Below are 18,243 nucleotides of genomic sequence, written 5' to 3'. Positions count from 1 at the left end.
ACCGCGGGGGCTTGACATCTTTCTGCTCTTATGATAGTATACTACATTGCCATTATTTTGCGGCCCCACGATTAAACTTTTCCTTAAAGGGTAATAATTAGTTCAGCAGCAGTTCTGTCAAAGCAAAAGCGAGGTTTTTAAACCTTGCTTTTGTAATTTCTTTTGGGGGGGGACCTGGCCATGCCTTATCCCATTAAGGTCGGCAATCGGGAACGCTGGAGCTACGCCAACATTAAAGAGGTCCTGGATCTTCCCAACCTTATTGAAATCCAGCGCAAGTCTTACCAGTGGTTTATTGAAGAGGGTATAAGGGAGACTTTCCAGGAGATTTCACCCATTCAGGATTTTACGGGCAATCTAATCCTTGAATTCGCGGATTATTCTTTGGGCGAACCCAAGTACACCATCGAAGAATGTAAAGAGCGCGATATGACTTATGCCGCTCCTTTAAGGGTAAAGGTGCGCCTGATTAATAAAGAGACGGGTGAGGTTAAAGAGCAGGAAGTCTTCATGGGAGACCTCCCCCTGATGACTCCCAAGGGCACTTTTATCATTAACGGGGCAGAAAGGGTTATTGTTAGCCAGCTGGTGCGCTCCCCTGGAGTTTATTATTCAGAAAGCATGGACCCTTCAGGAACCAAGGTCTATGGTGCCACTTTGATCCCCAACCGGGGAGCTTGGCTGGAGTTTGAAACAGATAATACGGGCAGCGTCTACGTGCGGGTAGATCGGACCCGCAAAATACCCGCTACTGTTTTGCTTAAAGCACTAGGGTATAACACTAAAGCCCGTATCTTGGAGCTCTTTGATTATGATGTACGCATCCAGACTACTCTGGAAAAGGATCCTACGGATTCGGAAGAAGAGGCCCTGGTAGAAATTTATAAGCGGTTGCGTCCGGGGGAGCCTCCTACAGTAGAAAGTGCCAAAAATCTCCTGGAATCCCTTTTCTTTGATCCCAAACGTTATGATTTGGGCCAGGTCGGTCGCTATAAGCTGCATAAGAAATTAAATCACGGTGTCCTCACCCAGGAGGTCAACGGCCGGCAGGAATATATCCGCTGGTTGACCAAGGAGGATATCGTGCATATTATAAAATATTTGCTGCGCCTGATGGATGGCCAAGTTAAGCCGGATGATATAGATCATCTGGGAAATCGCCGGGTGCGCTCAGTAGGTGAGCTTCTACAGAATCAGTTCCGCATCGGTCTGGCTAGAATGGAGCGGGTCGTGCGGGAGCGCATGACTATCCAGGATGTAGAAGTGATCACACCACAAGTATTGATCAATATCCGGCCGGTGGTAGCGGCCATTAAGGAGTTCTTTGGGTCCAGCCAGCTATCCCAGTTTATGGACCAGACTAATCCGCTCTCGGAGTTAACCCATAAGCGCCGGCTTTCCGCTTTAGGTCCCGGGGGCCTCAGCAGGGAACGAGCGGGCTTCGAAGTGCGCGATGTGCACACTTCCCATTATGGCCGCATGTGCCCCATCGAGACGCCGGAAGGTCCTAACATCGGGCTCATTGGATCTTTAAGTACCTATGCTCGGGTCAATGAGTTTGGCTTTATTGAGACGCCTTACCGCAAAGTGGATAAAGAGCGAGGTGTGGTTACCGACGAAGTAGTCTATCTTACCGCTGATGAAGAAGACCAGCACGTCATTGCCCAGGCCAATACACCTGTGGATGAAGAAGGCCGTTTCCTGGTGCCTCGGGCTACTGCCCGCTATCACGGCGAGATTGTAGTAGTACCTGTTGAGCGCGTGGATTTGATGGATGTCTCGCCTAAGCAGATGGTGAGCCTGGCTGCCTCCCTGATCCCTTTTTTGGAGCATGACGACGCCAACCGCGCTCTCATGGGAGCCAACATGCAGCGCCAGGCTGTGCCTTTAGTGAGGACGGAGTCTCCTCTGGTAGGGACGGGTATGGAATGGCGGGCGGCTCGGGATTCCGGCGTGGTAATTTTAGCCGAAAATCCCGGTATTGTCGAACGGGTGACTTCCCAGGAGATCGTAATTCGTACCGACAAAGGGACCACCGATGTATATCGCCTCCAGAAATTTGTGCGCTCTAACCAGGGTACTTGTATCAACCAGAAGCCCATTGTGCGCAAAGGACAGCGCGTAGAAAAAGGCGAAGTGATCGCCGATGGGCCCTCCACGGAAAACGGTGAACTGGCCCTGGGAAGAAACGTATTGGTAGCGTTTATGACCTGGGAAGGTTATAACTACGAAGACGCTATTCTGATAAGTGAACGCCTGGTAAAAGATGATGTTTTCACTTCTATTCACATCGAGGAGTACGAGTGTGAAGCCCGGGACACCAAACTGGGTCCGGAGGAGATTACCCGGGACATACCCAATGTGGGCGAAGATGTGTTGAAGGATTTGGATGAGAGGGGCATCATCCGCATCGGAGCCGAGGTCAGGCCGGGGGACATCCTGGTAGGTAAAGTTACTCCCAAGGGAGAAACGGAGCTCACGGCAGAGGAAAGGTTGCTCAGGGCCATTTTTGGTGAAAAGGCGCGCGAGGTTAGGGATACCTCCTTGCGGGTGCCCCATGGAGAATCGGGCAAAGTGGTGGATGTTAAAGTCTTCTCTCGGGACAATGGAGATGAGCTGGCTCCGGGCGTAAACAAACTGGTGCGGGTCTATGTGGCTCAGAGGCGAAAAATTTCGGTAGGCGACAAGATGGCCGGGCGCCATGGTAATAAAGGTGTTATTTCCCGCATTTTGCCTGTGGAGGATATGCCCTTTTTACCTGACGGTACCCCGGTAGATATAGTTCTTAATCCCCTAGGCGTGCCCTCCCGCATGAATTTAGGTCAAATCTTAGAGACGCACTTGGGCTGGGCGGCCAAGACTTTAGGCATTTACATGGCCAGCCCGGTCTTCGACGGAGCAGATGAAGAGGAGATTAAAGAAGCCCTGCGCCGGGCCGGGCTGCCGGAGGACGGCAAGACCATTCTTTACGACGGCCGGACCGGAGAACCCTTTGACCGTCCTATTACCGTAGGCTATATGTATATGCTGAAGCTGGCCCACCTGGTAGACGATAAGATCCATGCCCGCTCTACCGGACCTTATTCCCTGGTCACCCAGCAGCCCTTGGGCGGCAAGGCGCAGTTCGGCGGGCAGCGCTTTGGCGAGATGGAGGTATGGGCTCTGGAGGCTTATGGTTCGGCTTATACGCTACAAGAGATTCTCACCGTCAAATCAGATGATGTGGTGGGCCGGGTTAAAACTTACGAAGCCATAGTCAAGGGAGAAAACGTTCCGGAACCTGGTGTACCCGAGTCCTTCAAGGTTTTGATCAAGGAATTGCAGAGCTTAGGTCTAGATGTCAAAGTGCTCTCGGAAGAAAATGAGGAAATTGAAATCAGGGACGAGGACGAAGACATCGGTGAATCCAGCAAGGAATTAGGTTTTGACCTTCATCCCGAAGAAAAATTAGTTCGCAGAACAGGAGGAAAGACAGAAGAAGAGGCCGAAGAGGAAGAAGCTGAGGAAGAGGAAGTGGTTGAAGAGTTAGACTTAGAAGAACTGGAAACTGATTTTATGGGAGACGTGGAACTGGAAGCAGACGAGGAAGAACCCCTGTCTTATCCGCACCGCTACCAGCGTAAAGTGGTTCCTAATGGCGAATTTGAGGAAGAATAACCCTTTTTGGGAGGGAGTTTCGTGCTGGATGTAAGCAACTTTGATCGTATACGTATTGCCCTGGCTTCTCCCGAACAGATCCGGGCCTGGTCCAGTGGAGAGGTGAAAAAACCAGAAACTATAAATTACCGCACCCTAAAGCCGGAGCGAGATGGCCTCTTTTGCGAGCGCATTTTTGGACCGACTCGGGACTGGGAATGCCATTGCGGCAAGTATAAAAGGGTGCGCTATAAGGGAGTAGTGTGTGACCGCTGTGGTGTGGAGGTTACCCGTTCTAAGGTGCGCCGCGAACGCCTGGGACATATCGAACTGGCCGCACCTGTCTCCCATATATGGTATTTTAAAGGTATTCCCAGCCGGATGGGCTTGCTTTTGGACATGTCTCCCCGTTCTTTGGAGCGGGTCCTGTATTTCGTTTCCTATATAGTAATCGATCCCGGGGATACAGGTTTAACTAAAAAGCAGCTCTTGTCGGAAGCCGAGTACCGGGAATATCGCGAACGCTACGGCAACAGGTTTAAAGCCGGTATGGGAGCGGAAGCCATTAAGGAGCTGCTCCAGGAGATTGATCTTGACAAGTTGGCTCAAGAGTTGAGGCAGGAGCTAAAGGAGAGCACGGGCCAGCGCCGCATCCGCGCTATCCGTCGGCTAGAGGTGGTGGAAGCCTTCCGCCAATCCGGCAACCGGCCGGAATGGATGATCATGGACGTTATCCCGGTAATTCCGCCTGAGCTCAGGCCTATGGTGCAGCTGGACGGCGGCCGCTTTGCCACTTCCGACTTAAACGACCTCTATCGCCGGGTCATCAACCGCAACAATCGTTTAAAGAGGCTCCTGGACTTGGGAGCCCCCGACATTATTGTCCGTAATGAAAAGCGCATGCTTCAGGAAGCGGTGGATGCCCTTATCGATAACGGCCGCCGCGGCCGGCCGGTGACCGGCCCGGGCAACCGCCCCTTAAAATCCTTAAGCGACATGCTGAAAGGTAAGCAGGGGCGCTTCCGCCAGAACCTGCTGGGCAAGCGCGTCGACTACTCCGGCCGCTCCGTCATAGTGGTAGGTCCGGAACTCAAAATGCACCAGTGCGGCCTGCCCAAGGAAATGGCCCTGGAGCTCTTTAAGCCCTTTGTTATGAAGAGGCTGGTGGACAAAGGGTTTGCCCATAACATCAAGAGCGCCAAGCGCATGGTGGAGCGGGTACGGAATGAGGTGTGGGATGTATTGGAGGAGGTCATTAAGGAACATCCTGTACTGTTAAACCGCGCTCCTACTCTGCACCGCTTAGGGATTCAGGCCTTTGAACCGGTATTGGTAGAAGGCCGGGCCATCCAGATCCATCCCCTGGTCTGTACGGCTTACAACGCCGACTTTGACGGGGACCAGATGGCCGTCCACGTGCCCTTATCGGCCGAGGCCCAGGCCGAGGCGCGGCTGCTGATGCTGGCCAGCAACAATATTTTAAACCCCAAGGACGGCCGCCCTGTGGTTACGCCCACCCAGGATATTGTCCTGGGTTCTTACTGGCTAACTGTAGCCCGGCCGGGGGCCAAGGGTGAAGGCCGGATCTTTGCCAGCTATGAGGAAGCCTATATGGCTTACCTGAACAAGATTATCGATCTCCATGCCTTAATTAAAGTGCGCATGGAGGACGGCCAGTTGCTGGAAACCACCATCGGCCGGCTGATTTTCAACAAAGAAGTCCCCATTCCTAAGGAACTGGGTTTCTACAATTGCGAGATAGGCAAAAAGCAGTTGGGCGAGATTGTGGCCCGCTGTTACCGGGAGCTGGGCGCCGCGGCTACGGCCCAGATGCTGGACGGCATGAAGCGATTGGGTTTCCACTATTCCACCCTGGCTGGTATAACCATTGGCCTAGATGATATTGAAGTACCAGACGAAAAACATGAGATAATCCGGCGGACGGAGGAAGAGGTAGAAAAGGTAGATCAGCAGTATCGCCGCGGCCTTATAAGCGAGGAGGAGCGCTACCAGAAGGTTATTAAGCTCTGGAACGAGGCCACCGATTCCGTCACCAAGTGTCTGGTGGAAAAGATGGACAAATTCAATCCCGTATTTATGATGGCTAACTCCGGCGCTCGCGGCAATATCCAGCAGATCCGTCAGCTGGCCGGCATGCGGGGCCTTATGGCCGATCCTTCCGGCCGCATTATCGACATGCCCATCAAGGCCAATTTCCGCGAAGGGCTGACAGTGTTGGAATACTTCATCTCCACCCACGGCGCCCGTAAAGGTCTGGCCGATACGGCCCTCCGCACGGCTGACTCCGGTTACCTCACCCGTCGGCTGGTGGATGTGGCTCAGGATGTGATCGTGCGGGAAGAGGATTGCGGTACAGACGAAGGAATTGAAATTGAAGAACTCCGGGAAGGTAATGAAATCATTGAGAATCTGGCAGAGCGTATTTTGGGCCGCTATGCCGCCCGGGATATCGTACATCCCCAGACAGGGGAGATTATTGTCCGGAAAAACGAAGAAATTACCGAAGAAGCCGTGGAGGCGATTCTAGCGGCCGGGATCAAAAAAGTTCCTGCCCGTTCGGTGCTCACCTGCAAGACCAGGTACGGCGTGTGTTGTAAGTGTTACGGCAGGAATTTAGCCACTGGCAAACTGGTGGAGATCGGCGAAGCCGTAGGTATTATAGCTGCCCAGTCCATCGGCGAGCCGGGTACTCAGCTTACCATGAGGACCTTCCATACAGGTGGCGTGGCCGGGGAAGACATTACTCAGGGCTTGCCCCGAGTAGAGGAACTTTTTGAAGCCCGCAAGCCCAAGGGCCAAGCCTTCATTGCCGAAGCCAGCGGTGTGGTAAAAATCAACGAGGTTAAAGGCCGCCGGGAAATAGAGATTCTGGCCGATAACGGTGAACGTTACACCTACCAGGTGCCTTACGATTCGCGCTTGAGGGTAGAAGAAGGGCAGAGGGTGGAACCTGGAGACGAACTTATGGAGGGTTCGGTTAACCCCCATGACCTCCTCAAGGTTAAAGGTGTGCGGGGAGTACAGCTATATCTCCTGCGGGAAGTGCAGCGGGTTTACCGTATGCAGGGTGTAGAGATCAATGACAAGCATATTGAAATAATGATCCGCCAGATGCTGCGCAAAGTTAAAGTGGAGGACCCCGGTGATACTAGCCTTCTGCCCGGGGGCTTGATAGATGCCTTCGAGTTCGCCGAGGAGAACGAAAAAACAAAGGCCAAGGGGGGCAAGCCGGCTACAGCGCGGCCGATACTTTTGGGCATTACCAAAGCCTCTTTAACCACCGATTCCTTCCTCTCGGCAGCTTCCTTCCAAGAGACCACTCGGGTTTTGACAGAAGCGGCCATAAAAGGGAAGGTAGATCCCCTCATGGGCCTCAAAGAAAACGTAATTATCGGTAAGCTCATTCCGGCGGGAACAGGCATGGCCCGCTACCGGAATATAAAAGTCGTCTTGCCGGAGGTGGAAGAGGCCACAGCCGGTGTTGACTCTGCTGCTGGAAAATGATAATATATGTAAGCGTGTGACTTTAGGAGGGTCGATAAATGTCCTACGAGCGTATACGGGCAGCTAAAAAAAAGACGGTAGGTACCAAGCAGACCACTAAAGCCGTACAAAAAGGAAATGCCCGGGTAGTTTTCGTCGCTCGGGATGCAGAGGCTCACGTTACCGAGCCGCTGTTGGCCCTCTGCCGTGAAAAAGGTGTGGAAGTGGTCATGGTAGATTCTATGGAAGAGCTGGGCCGGGCTTGCGGCATCGAGGTCGGCTCGGCCTCAGCCGCTATCCTAGAGGAATAATAAGCTGGGGAAGGAGGTGGGAAGGAGATGCCGACCATTCAGCAGTTAGTACGCGAGGCACGCGAGAAAGTAGAGAAGAAATCGGCAGCGCCGGCCTTAAAGGGGGCTCCCCAGCGGCGCGGGGTGTGTACACGCGTGTATACTACTACTCCCAAGAAGCCCAATTCAGCTTTGCGCAAAGTAGCTCGCGTACGCTTAACCAACGGCATTGAGGTTACCGCCTACATCCCCGGCATTGGCCATAACCTGCAGGAGCACTCGGTAGTGCTGGTACGGGGAGGCAGGGTAAAAGACCTGCCGGGTGTGAGATACCATATCATTCGCGGTGCCCTGGATGCCGCTGGAGTTCAGAACCGGCGGCAGGGACGTTCCAAGTACGGGGCTAAGCGGCCTAAGAAATAGAAGACCAGACCAGCTTGTGAAGGAGGGATAAAGGTGCCGCGAAGGGGGAGTGTACCCCGGCGGGAGGTTGAACCCGATCCGATTTACGGGAGTACCAAAGTGACTAAGCTCATAAATCAAATTATGCTAAACGGCAAGAAGTCGCTGGCCCAGCGTATTTGCTATGGAGCCTTTGAGATTATACGGGAAAAAACTGGTAAAGACCCGCTGGAGGTCTTTGAGCAGGCCTTAAAAAATGTCATGCCGGTGCTGGAGACAAAGGCACGCCGAGTCGGCGGTGCCAACTACCAGGTTCCGGTGGAAGTCCGGCCGGAAAGGCGCCAGACTTTGGGTATCCGGTGGATTGTAAATTATGCTCGAGAGCGCAGCGGCAAGAGTATGCAGGAGAAGCTGGCTGCTGAACTACTGGATGCGGCCAACAATACGGGCGGCGCAGTGAAGAAGAAGGAAGATACCCACAAGATGGCTGAAGCCAACAGAGCCTTTGCCCATTACCGGTGGTAGCTGTGGGGGTCAGGGGCCCAGGTATGAGGGGGTCCATGAGAATAAGACCCCCGAGGCCTGTAACCTGATACGAAAGGGTGAGAAAGCAATGCCGCGCGAATTCCCACTGGAAAAGACCAGGAACATTGGTATCATGGCTCATATTGATGCGGGTAAAACCACCACTACCGAGAGGATTCTTTTCTACACCGGACGAGTACACCGGATGGGTGAAGTTCATGAAGGCACGGCTACCATGGACTGGATGGTCCAGGAGCAGGAGCGGGGTATTACCATTACCTCGGCTGCTACCACCTGCTTCTGGCGAGGGCATCGTATTAATATTATAGATACGCCAGGGCACGTGGACTTTACCGTGGAGGTAGAGCGATCCTTACGGGTGCTGGACGGGTCGGTAGCCATCTTTTGTGCCGTCGGGGGCGTGGAGCCCCAGTCGGAAACGGTATGGCGACAGGCCGATAAATATGGGGTGCCGCGAATTGCTTATGTAAACAAAATGGATCGCGTAGGTGCCGATTTCTTCCAAGTGGTACGGCAGATAGCCGACCGCCTCGGGGCTACGCCGGTTCCTGTTCAGCTGCCCATCGGCGCCGAAGATAATTTCCAAGGCGTGGTGGATCTTGTCCGCCTGAAGGCCCTTTATTGGGTGGACGAATTGGGGACCGTTATAGAAGAGCGTCCCATCCCAATGGAGATGGCTGACCTGGTGGCTGAGTACCGGGAAAAGGTACTGGAGGCAGTAGCGGAGAGCGACGAAGAGCTTATGCTCAAATATCTGGAAGGCGAAGAACTGACGGACGACGAGATCAAGGCGGGTATTCGGAAAGCGACCATTGCCTTGAAGATGGTTCCGGTCCTCTGTGGGTCCTCCTTCAAGAATAAAGGCGTTCAGACCTTACTGGATGCCGTGGTGGATTATCTGCCGGCACCCACCGATATTCCGGCCATCCGGGGAATAGATCCGGAGACAGGAGAAGAGGATAGGCGGCGCTCTAGCGATAATGAGCCCTTTGCAGCCCTGGCCTTTAAGATTATGGCTGATCCTTATGTGGGCAAGCTGACTTTCATTCGCGTGTATTCCGGCACCGTTCGTTCTGGATCTTATGTCTATAATTCTACCAAGGGTACCCGGGAACGCATTGGGCGTATCCTGCGGATGCACGCTAATCACCGCGAGGAAGTAGGAGAGGCCTTTGCGGGCGATATCGTGGCGGCCGTGGGCTTGAAAGTTACGACCACAGGGGACACCCTCTGTGATGAACAGCACCCGATCGTCCTGGAGTCCATGCAATTTCCGGAGCCGGTTATCTCGGTGGCCATAGAACCTAAAACCAAAGCCGACCAGGAAAAGCTGAGCCTGGCTCTGCAGAAACTGGCGGAAGAAGATCCCACTTTCAGGATGCACACGGATCCTGAAACCGGGCAGACCATTATTTCGGGCATGGGAGAGTTGCACCTGGAAATCATTGTAGACCGGCTGCTCCGGGAGTTTAAGGTCGGGGCTAACGTAGGCAAACCCCAGGTGGCCTACAAGGAAACCATCCGCAAGCCCGTCAGGGCGGAAGGCAAATACATCCGCCAGACGGGCGGGCGCGGCCAGTACGGCCATGTGGTCCTGGAGCTAGAACCCTTGGAGCCGGGCAAAGGATATGAATTTGTCAATAAGATTGTGGGTGGTGTAGTACCCAAGGAGTATATCCCGGCGGTGGATGCCGGTATCCGGGAGGCCATGGAAACAGGTGTGTTGGCAGGCTATCCCCTGGTGGATGTGCGGGCCATCCTGGTGGATGGATCCTACCATGAGGTAGATTCGTCAGAGATGGCCTTCAAAATCGCGGCTTCCCAGGCCCTCAAGGATGGAGTGAGAAGGGCCCAGCCGGTCCTCCTGGAACCCATTATGAAGGTAGAGGTCACCGTCCCCGAAGAGTATATGGGCGACGTAATCGGCGATCTTAATGCTCGCCGGGGACGGATCGAAGGTATAGAGGCGCGGGCGGCATCCCAGGTCATACGCGGGTATGTGCCGCTGGCCGAGATGTTCGGCTACGCTACGGATCTTCGTTCGCGTACCCAGGGCCGCGGCACCTATGTAATGCAGTTCTCGCATTATAGTGAAGTGCCTCAGAACCTGGCTGACGAGATCATCAAGAAGCACCAGGGAGCGTGATTAACTCCGGCGGGCCGACCCGCCGGAGATGAATACTTAAAGTCTAAATCAAGAAATTAAGCAAGGAGGAAATCACTACCATGGCCAAGCAAAAATTTGAGCGTAAGAAGCCGCACGTTAACGTAGGGACGATAGGGCACGTAGACCATGGGAAGACGACGTTGACGTCGGCGATAACGTACTGTTTGTCGAAGATAGGGGGGGCCGTACCGACGGCGTACGACCAGATAGACAAGGCGCCGGAGGAGAGGGAGAGGGGTATCACGATAGCCACGGCCCACGTAGAGTATGAGACAGAGAAGCGGCACTATGCGCACGTAGACTGTCCTGGGCACGCGGACTATGTAAAGAACATGATCACTGGGGCGGCCCAGATGGACGGGGCGATATTGGTGGTATCGGCGGCGGACGGACCGATGCCGCAGACGCGGGAGCATATTCTTTTGGCGCGGCAGGTGGGTGTACCGTATATAGTAGTATTCATGAACAAGGTAGACATGGTAGACGATCCTGAGCTATTAGAGCTGGTAGAGATGGAAGTGAGGGAGCTATTAAGCGAGTATGAATTTCCTGGGGACGAGATACCGGTAGTGAAGGGTTCGGCCTTGAAGGCGATGGAATGCGGGTGTGGTAGTAGGGAATGCGAGTGGTGCGGTAAGATATGGGAGCTAATGGACGCAGTAGACAGTTACATTCCGACACCTGAGCGGGAGGTAGACAAACCGTTCCTGATGCCGATAGAGGACGTATTTAGCATAACTGGGCGGGGGACGGTGACCACAGGGAGAGTAGAGCGTGGGAAGGTGAAAGTAGGGGACGAAGTAGAGATAATAGGGTTACGGGAAGAAGTGAGGAAGACGGTAGTGACAGGGGTAGAGATGTTCCGGAAGGTATTGGACGAGGCGGTAGCTGGGGACAACATAGGGACGCTACTTCGGGGGGTAGAGCGTAAGGAAGTAGAGAGGGGGATGGTGCTGGCCAAGCCTGGGAGCATCAAGCCCCACACGAAATTTGAGGCCGAGGTATACGTATTGACGAAGGAAGAAGGAGGGCGGCACACACCCTTTTTCAACGGTTACCGGCCGCAGTTTTACTTTCGGACTACGGACGTAACTGGGGTAGTGAGGCTGCCGGAGGGGGTAGAGATGGTCATGCCTGGGGACAACATACGGATGACCATCGAGCTGATAACGCCCATAGCCATAGAAGAGGGTTTAAGGTTTGCCATACGGGAGGGCGGCCGCACCGTAGGCGCTGGCGTCGTCACCAAAATTCTGGCGTAGAGCGGTAGTATGGGGATATGTCTCTAGGACATATCCCCCTTATATGAGATGATCGGCAACTTTTAAGGAGGGAAATTAGGCCTATGGCCAGACAAAAAATCCGCATCCGCCTTAAGGCCTTCGATCACCGGGTCCTGGACCAATCTTCCCAAAGGATTGTGGAGACAGCCAGGCGTACTGGTGCGGTGGTTTCCGGCCCCATCCCCCTGCCCACCAAGAGGAGCATTTTTACTGTTTTGCGTTCACCCCATGTGAACAAGGACTCGCGGGAGCAGTTTCAGATGTGCATCCATAAGCGGCTGATTGATATACTGGAACCCACACCCAAAACGATAGATGCTCTTATGCGCTTGGATCTTCCGGCGGGGGTGGACATTGAGATCAAGCTGTAGGGGGTTTTGTCGCGTGCAGAAGGGTATCCTAGGAAAGAAGATAGGCATGACCCAGGTTTTTGATGAGGCGGGTCGCGTTATTCCGGCCACGGTGATCCAGGCCGGTCCCTGTGTAGTAGTGCAGAAAAAAACAGTGGACACGGACGGATACAATGCTTTACAGGTGGGCTTCGAGCCTATAAAGGAAAGCCGGGTCAATAGGCCCTTGCGCGGCCATTTTGCCCGGGCTAAACTAAAGCCCTTTCGTTATCTCCGGGAACTGCGTTTGGAAAACGTAGACGAGTACCAGGTGGGCCAGGAAATCAAGGTGGATATCTTTCGTCCCGGAGAACGAGTGGACGTAACGGGTATTTCCAAGGGAAAGGGCTTTGCCGGCGGAATTAAGAGACACGGCTTTCAGCGCGGCCCCATGGCCCACGGCTCTAAATATCACCGGCGTCCCGGATCGCTGGGCGCTAAAGGTCCGGCTCGTGTTTTCAAAGGGCGGAAATTGCCGGGGCGTATGGGCGGTGAAAGGGTAACTGTGTTGAACTTAGAAGTCATAAGGAGCGATGCGGAACGTAATCTCTTGCTGGTCAAGGGAGCTGTACCCGGCCCGCGCCGTGGCCTTCTGATTATTAAGAACTCGGTGAAGGGGGGCTAAGAGATCCATGCCCAAAGTAGCGGTATACAATACCCAGGGCCAGCAAGTAGGTGAAATAGAACTGGATGACCGGGTCTTCGGGGTGGAGGTAAATGAAGCCGTCCTCCATGAGGCCGTGGTCGCCCAGTTGGCCAGCAAGCGGAGGGGTACGGCTTCCACTAAAGGCTGGGCTGAAGTAAGCGGCGGCGGCCGTAAGCCTTGGAGACAAAAGGGCACGGGCCGCGCCCGTGCAGGAAGCATCCGTTCGCCTCTCTGGCGGGGCGGCGCCATAATCTTTGGCCCTAAGCCGCGGGATTATGGTTATAAGTTGCCCAAAAAGGTGCGGCGGCTGGCCCTGCGCTCGGCCCTGTCCGCCAAAGTCCAGGAAGGAAATATCATCGTGCTGGATGATCTGAAGCTTTCCCGGCCCCGAACCAAGGATATGATCGGCATCCTCAAGGCCCTGAAAGTGGAAGATGATAAAGCCCTCATAGTGACAGCAGAGAAAGATAAGAATGTAGAACTTTCCGCCCGCAATATTCCAGGAGTAACCCTTATGCCTTCTGAAGGGTTAAACGTTTACGATGTTTTAGCCCACGATAAACTCGTTATAACCCGGGAGGCAGTGGAGCGGGTGCAGGAGGTGCTAGTGTAGAGATGCGCGCTCCTCAGGACATTATCATTGCACCCCTGATCACTGAAAAAACGACCAATCTTATGGCCGATAATAAATATACCTTTATCGTAGCCCGGGATGCCAACAAGACCGAAATCAAACAGGCTATTGAGAAATTATTTAACGTAAAAGTCCTTAAAGTGAATACCCTGGTGGACCGGGGTAAACTGCGCCGCATGGGCCGCTTCCAAGGACGCCAGCCTGACCGCAAAAAAGCCATTGTGACGCTAGTGCCCGGGCAGAAAATCCCCATTTTTGAGGGGCTGGAGTAGGAAAAGGAGCGTAGGGGAAGATGGCTATTAAGAAGTTTAAACCGACTTCGCCCGGACGGCGACAGATGACGGTTTCTACCTTTGCCGAAATAACAGTCACCGAACCGGAAAAGTCGCTGCTGGCCCCCCTGACCAAGACTGGAGGTCGTAATAACCAGGGGCGTATTACGGTGCGCCACCGGGGAGGAGGGCACAAGCGCCTCTACCGCCTCATTGACTTCAAGCGGGATAAAGACGGCATACCCGGTCGCGTGGCGACTATTGAATACGACCCCAATCGTTCGGCTAACATCGCCCTCATCCACTATGCGGACGGCGAGAAGCGCTATATCCTGGCGCCGGAAAATTTAAGGGTCGGCGATGTAATATATTCGGGGCCGGACGCGGACATCAAGGTAGGCAATGCCTTGCCGTTGCGGAATATCCCAGTGGGTACCTTGGTGCATAACGTGGAGCTGAAACCCGGCAAGGGAGGCCAAATCGTGCGCTCAGCCGGATCTGCAGCGCAAGTGATGGCCAAAGAGGGGGATTATGCTCAACTTCGTCTGCCTTCCGGTGAAATCAGGATGGTACACCTGGATTGCCGCGCAACCATAGGCCAGGTGGGCAACCTGGATCACGAGAATATTACCATCGGTAAAGCTGGGCGTTCACGGTGGCTGGGCATCCGTCCGACGACCCGCGGTGTGGTCATGAACCCGGTGGACCATCCCCATGGTGGGGGCGAAGGCAAGTCGCCCATAGGCCGCCACCCGGTGACACCGTGGGGCAAGCCGGCCCTGGGTGTGAAGACCAGGAAGAAGAACAAGCCTTCCGATAAGCTTATCCTTAAGCGGCGGAAATAAGGCTTAAATCAAAGGGGGTTACAGCATGGGGCGGTCCTTAAAAAAAGGGCCTTACTGCGATCCTAAACTCCTCCGGCGCATTGTGGAGATGAACGAGAAGGGGGAAAAACGGGTGATCAAGACTTGGTCCCGTCGTTCTACCATTGTGCCGGAGATGGTAGGTCATACCATTGCCGTTCATGATGGGCGAAAACATGTACCCATTTATATTACGGAAGATATGGTAGGGCACAAACTGGGAGAATTTGCTCCTACCCGGATTTTTAGAGGCCACGGTGCTCATACAGAGCGCTCTACAGCTCTGAAGTAATCTTAGGGGGTAAAAAGGCATGGAAGCGAGAGCAGTGGCAAGGTATATTCGTATCTCCCCTCGCCGCGCGCGGCAGGTCGTAGATCTCATCCGCGGCAAGAGCGTGCGTGAAGCGGAGGCGATACTGTGGGCCACGCCCAAAAAAGCGTCCAGAATAATTGCCAAGGTGTTGAAATCTGCCGTGGCCAACGCCGAACACAACTATAATATGGATCGCGATAAGCTTTTCGTTACCAAAGCTTATGTGGATGAAGGTCCCACCATGAAGCGCTACCAGCCGCGGGCCATGGGGCGCGCTGATTTACGCCGTAAGCGGACCAGCCACATCACCGTGGTGGTAGGAGAAAAGGAGGATTGATTACGTGGGTCAAAAAGTTCATCCCAAGGGACTGCGTCTAGGTATCATCCGGGATTGGGATGCCCGCTGGTATGCTGATAAGGACTATAAAGAGCTTTTGCACGAAGACCTAAAGATCCGCAAGTTTATTAAAGAACGCCTGTACCAGGCCGGCGTTTCCGCCATTGAGATAGAGAGGGCTGCTAACCGTATCAAGGTGACTATTCATACCGCGAAACCGGGAGTAGTCATCGGCCGCGGCGGTGCCGAGGTGGAAAGCTTACGCCAGCAGATAGAGAAAATGACCGGCAAGCAGGTGAGCTTGAACATTGCCGAGATCAAGAAGCCGGAGCTAGATGCCCAGCTGGTGGCCGAGAATGTGGCTGCCCAGTTGGAGAAACGCGTGGCCTTCCGCCGGGCTATGAAGCAAGCCGTAACTAGGGCCATGCGCGTGGGCGCAGAAGGCATCAAGATTGCCGTTTCTGGCCGGCTGGCCGGGGCGGAGATTGCTCGGACGGAATGGTACAGTGAGGGCAAGGTACCGTTGCATACCTTAAGGGCAGATATTGATTACGGCTTTGCCGAAGCCAATACTACTTACGGCAAGATCGGTATTAAGGTCTGGATTTTTAAGGGCGAAGTATTACCGGAGAAGTTACAAGAAAAAGTTAAAGGCAGGATAGGGGGACGTTTGAGTCATGCTAATGCCAAAGAGGGTTAAATGGCGGAAACCCCACCGGCCGCACCCCCGCGGAAGGGCCAGCAAGGGCACGGAGATTACCTTTGGGGACTACGGGCTGATGGCTCTGGAGCCGGCCTGGATTACCAGCCAGCAGATCGAAGCAGCCCGTGTAGCCATAACCCGCTTCATAAAGCGGGGAGGTAAGATATGGATTAAAATTTTCCCCGACAGGCCCATCACAGCCAAGCCCGCCGAAACCCGTATGGGCAGCGGCAAAGGCTCTCCTGAGTATTGGGTGGCAGTAGTGAAGCCTGGCCGGATACTCTTTGAATTGGCCGGCGTGACCGAGGAGGTGGCCCGGGAGGCTATGCGCTTGGCCTCGCACAAGCTGCCCATTAAAACCAGGTTTGTTAAGCGGGTAGGATTGGATGGTGAAGTCCATGAAGGCTAAAGAGCTGCGCGAATTGACCACCGAAGAAATTGAACGCAAGGTGGTAGACTGGAAGCAGGAGCTTTTCAACCTGCGGTTCCAGCAGGCTACCGGCCAACTGGATAATCCTATGCGGCTGAGGGAAGTGCGGCGCAACATCGCCCGGGCCAAGACTATTTTGCGGGAAAGGGAGCTGCGGGAACTAAAGGAGCGCCGCCAGGCCTAAAAGCCCTATTTTAAGGCCGCTTAGGGAGGAGGTTTAACCTTGGAGCGAAATAAGCGCAAGACCCGGGTGGGCCGGGTGGTAAGCGATAAAATGGATAAGACCGTAGTGGTGGAAGTTGAAACATTGGTGCGCCACCCGCTATTGGGCAAGACCATCCGGCGTACCAAGCGGTTCAAGGCCCATGACGAGAAAAACCAGTACCGGGTAGGGGACAAAGTGCGCATTATGGAAACCCGGCCTTTGAGCAAAGAGAAGAGATGGCGCGTAGTAGAACTTATTGAGCGTCCCAGTTAATTTGCAGGAAGTTAAGGGTAACCGGGAAGGAGGTAGTCAGCGGTGATCCAGCAGCAGTCCATTCTCAAAGTCGGTGATAACACGGGAGCAAAGAAGATTATGTGCATCCGCGTTCTCGGGGGATCCAAGCGCCGCTATGCCTCCGTGGGGGATGTTATCATCGCTTCAGTAAAAGAGGCTACACCCGGAGGCGTAGTAAAAAAGGGGGATGTAGTGCGGGCGGTAGTAGTCCGTACCACTAAACCCATAAGGCGCGAGGATGGTTCTTATATTCGCTTTAATGAGAACGCGGCAGTTATCATCAACGAGCAGGGTAATCCCCGCGGAACCCGTATCTTTGGCCCGGTAGCCCGGGAGCTAAGGGAGAAGGACTTCATGAAAATTATTTCCTTGGCGCCAGAGGTGCTATAGGTAGCCAGGAAGCGAGGTGGAGGCAAACTTGACCAGGCCTAAAGTTCACGTCCGCAAGGGCGACACAGTAGTAGTTATTACTGGTAAGGATAAAGGAAAAAAGGGCAAGGTCCTTAGAGTTATTCCTTCCCAAAGGCGAGTGGTGGTAGAAGGGGTCAACATAGTAAAAAGGCATACGCGCCCTAACCCCAAGCTCCAGCAGGGCGGCATCATCGAAAAGGAGGCGCCCCTGGACAGCAGCAACGTCATGCTGGTTTGTACTAAATGTGATAGGCCCACGAGGGTAGGACGCCGTCTGTTACCCGACGGCAACAAGGTCCGCGTATGCAAGAAATGTGGTGAGGTTATTGACTAGCCTGGGAATGAGGGGTGAGCCCCGTGGTGGTGGCGAGACTGAAGGAAAAATATCTTAAAGAAATCCGTCCGGCCATGCAGAGCAAATTCGGCTATCGCAATGTAATGGAGATACCCAAACTGGAGAAGATAGTCATCAACATGGGTATCGGGGAGGCAACCCAGAATCCTAAAGCCCTGGACGGAGCAGTAGAGGATCTTATGGCCATTACCGGCCAAAGGCCAGTAGTCACAAAAGCCAAAAAGTCCATCGCGGCCTTCAAACTGCGCAAAGGGACTAAAATAGGGTGCAAGGTGACTTTGCGCGGAGATCGCATGTATGAGTTTTTAGATCGCTTGATCAATGTAGCCCTGCCCCGGGTCCGGGATTTTAAGGGTGTTTCGCCCAATTCCTTTGACGGCCGGGGGAATTACACCTTGGGTCTTAGGGAACAGCTCATCTTTCCCGAAATTGATTACGATAAAATAGACCAGGTCCGCGGTATGGACATCACTGTGGTGACCACAGCCAAGACTGATGAAGAGGCCCGGGAGTTACTGCGACTATTCGGGATGCCCTTCCGGGAGAGTTGATAAAAGGGGGAC

Annotated in this window: 21 protein-coding genes; all 21 read left to right on the top strand. The window is 53.9% G+C overall.

The window, feature by feature from the left end; all coding sequences use genetic code 11:
- Positions 1-180: 180 nt before the first annotated feature.
- Positions 181-3,657 (top strand): DNA-directed RNA polymerase subunit beta, encoded by a 3,477-nt coding sequence (gene rpoB, locus AC1BI1_RS10555; RefSeq protein ID WP_476717255.1) that lies wholly within the window; start codon positions 181-183, stop codon positions 3,655-3,657.
- Between the two features lie 21 nt (positions 3,658-3,678).
- Positions 3,679-7,161 (top strand): DNA-directed RNA polymerase subunit beta', encoded by a 3,483-nt coding sequence (gene rpoC / locus AC1BI1_RS10550; RefSeq protein ID WP_476717254.1) that lies wholly within the window; start codon positions 3,679-3,681, stop codon positions 7,159-7,161.
- Between the two features lie 38 nt (positions 7,162-7,199).
- The gene (locus tag AC1BI1_RS10545; RefSeq protein ID WP_476717253.1) at positions 7,200-7,451 is read left to right on the top strand and encodes a ribosomal L7Ae/L30e/S12e/Gadd45 family protein; all 252 of its coding nucleotides are present in this window, start codon (positions 7,200-7,202) and stop codon (positions 7,449-7,451) included.
- Positions 7,452-7,478: 27 nt separating this feature from the next.
- The gene (gene rpsL, locus AC1BI1_RS10540; RefSeq protein WP_476717252.1) at positions 7,479-7,853 is read left to right on the top strand and encodes a 30S ribosomal protein S12; all 375 of its coding nucleotides are present in this window, start codon (positions 7,479-7,481) and stop codon (positions 7,851-7,853) included.
- A gap of 33 nt (positions 7,854-7,886) precedes the next feature.
- The gene (gene rpsG, locus AC1BI1_RS10535) at positions 7,887-8,357 is read left to right on the top strand and encodes a 30S ribosomal protein S7 (RefSeq protein ID WP_476717251.1); all 471 of its coding nucleotides are present in this window, start codon (positions 7,887-7,889) and stop codon (positions 8,355-8,357) included.
- 88 nt (positions 8,358-8,445) lie between these two features.
- A complete protein-coding gene (gene fusA, locus AC1BI1_RS10530) occupies positions 8,446-10,524 on the top strand; it encodes an elongation factor G (protein ID WP_476717250.1) in 2,079 nt (692 codons plus the stop codon).
- Positions 10,525-10,604: 80 nt separating this feature from the next.
- The gene (gene tuf, locus AC1BI1_RS10525) at positions 10,605-11,807 is read left to right on the top strand and encodes an elongation factor Tu (protein WP_476716772.1); all 1,203 of its coding nucleotides are present in this window, start codon (positions 10,605-10,607) and stop codon (positions 11,805-11,807) included.
- Positions 11,808-11,890: 83 nt separating this feature from the next.
- Positions 11,891-12,199 carry a 30S ribosomal protein S10 gene (gene rpsJ / locus AC1BI1_RS10520; RefSeq protein WP_476717249.1) on the top strand — a complete coding sequence of 103 codons (309 nt, stop codon included), beginning with the start codon at positions 11,891-11,893 and terminating at the stop codon, positions 12,197-12,199.
- A gap of 13 nt (positions 12,200-12,212) precedes the next feature.
- The gene (gene rplC / locus AC1BI1_RS10515; RefSeq protein WP_476717248.1) at positions 12,213-12,842 is read left to right on the top strand and encodes a 50S ribosomal protein L3; all 630 of its coding nucleotides are present in this window, start codon (positions 12,213-12,215) and stop codon (positions 12,840-12,842) included.
- Positions 12,843-12,849: 7 nt separating this feature from the next.
- Positions 12,850-13,476 (top strand): 50S ribosomal protein L4, encoded by a 627-nt coding sequence (gene rplD, locus AC1BI1_RS10510; RefSeq protein WP_476717247.1) that lies wholly within the window; start codon positions 12,850-12,852, stop codon positions 13,474-13,476.
- A 2-nt stretch (positions 13,477-13,478) separates the two neighbouring features.
- A complete protein-coding gene (rplW, locus tag AC1BI1_RS10505; RefSeq protein WP_476717246.1) occupies positions 13,479-13,769 on the top strand; it encodes a 50S ribosomal protein L23 in 291 nt (96 codons plus the stop codon).
- A gap of 20 nt (positions 13,770-13,789) precedes the next feature.
- Complete coding sequence (gene rplB, locus AC1BI1_RS10500) at positions 13,790-14,614, top strand: 50S ribosomal protein L2 (protein ID WP_476717245.1); 825 nt, start codon at positions 13,790-13,792, stop codon at positions 14,612-14,614.
- Between the two features lie 25 nt (positions 14,615-14,639).
- Positions 14,640-14,924, top strand: coding sequence for a 30S ribosomal protein S19 (gene rpsS, locus AC1BI1_RS10495; RefSeq protein ID WP_476717244.1), 285 nt, complete (start codon positions 14,640-14,642; stop codon positions 14,922-14,924).
- A gap of 19 nt (positions 14,925-14,943) precedes the next feature.
- On the top strand, positions 14,944-15,282 hold the full coding sequence (gene rplV / locus AC1BI1_RS10490; protein WP_476717243.1) for a 50S ribosomal protein L22: 339 nt from the start codon (positions 14,944-14,946) through the stop codon (positions 15,280-15,282).
- A 4-nt stretch (positions 15,283-15,286) separates the two neighbouring features.
- Entirely contained in the window at positions 15,287-15,982 is a 696-nt protein-coding gene (gene rpsC / locus AC1BI1_RS10485; protein ID WP_476717242.1) for a 30S ribosomal protein S3, read from the top strand.
- Positions 15,960-16,394: a 50S ribosomal protein L16 gene (rplP, locus tag AC1BI1_RS10480; RefSeq protein ID WP_476717241.1), complete on the top strand. Its 435-nt coding sequence runs from the start codon at positions 15,960-15,962 to the stop codon at positions 16,392-16,394. The genes rpsC and rplP overlap by 23 nt, the downstream gene beginning before the upstream one ends.
- On the top strand, positions 16,384-16,599 hold the full coding sequence (gene rpmC / locus AC1BI1_RS10475; RefSeq protein ID WP_476717307.1) for a 50S ribosomal protein L29: 216 nt from the start codon (positions 16,384-16,386) through the stop codon (positions 16,597-16,599). Before rplP ends, rpmC begins: the two co-directional genes overlap by 11 nt.
- A 39-nt stretch (positions 16,600-16,638) precedes the next feature.
- Positions 16,639-16,893: a 30S ribosomal protein S17 gene (rpsQ, locus tag AC1BI1_RS10470; protein ID WP_476717240.1), complete on the top strand. Its 255-nt coding sequence runs from the start codon at positions 16,639-16,641 to the stop codon at positions 16,891-16,893.
- 42 nt (positions 16,894-16,935) lie between these two features.
- Positions 16,936-17,304 (top strand): 50S ribosomal protein L14, encoded by a 369-nt coding sequence (gene rplN / locus AC1BI1_RS10465; RefSeq protein WP_476717239.1) that lies wholly within the window; start codon positions 16,936-16,938, stop codon positions 17,302-17,304.
- Positions 17,305-17,332: 28 nt separating this feature from the next.
- Positions 17,333-17,659, top strand: coding sequence for a 50S ribosomal protein L24 (gene rplX, locus AC1BI1_RS10460; protein WP_476717238.1), 327 nt, complete (start codon positions 17,333-17,335; stop codon positions 17,657-17,659).
- A gap of 29 nt (positions 17,660-17,688) precedes the next feature.
- The gene (gene rplE / locus AC1BI1_RS10455) at positions 17,689-18,231 is read left to right on the top strand and encodes a 50S ribosomal protein L5 (RefSeq protein ID WP_476717306.1); all 543 of its coding nucleotides are present in this window, start codon (positions 17,689-17,691) and stop codon (positions 18,229-18,231) included.
- The last annotated feature ends 12 nt before the right edge of the window (positions 18,232-18,243 follow it).

This window comes from Thermanaeromonas sp. DSM 22490, assembly GCF_056378755.1.
This window is presented reverse-complemented; position numbering and strand designations above follow the sequence as displayed.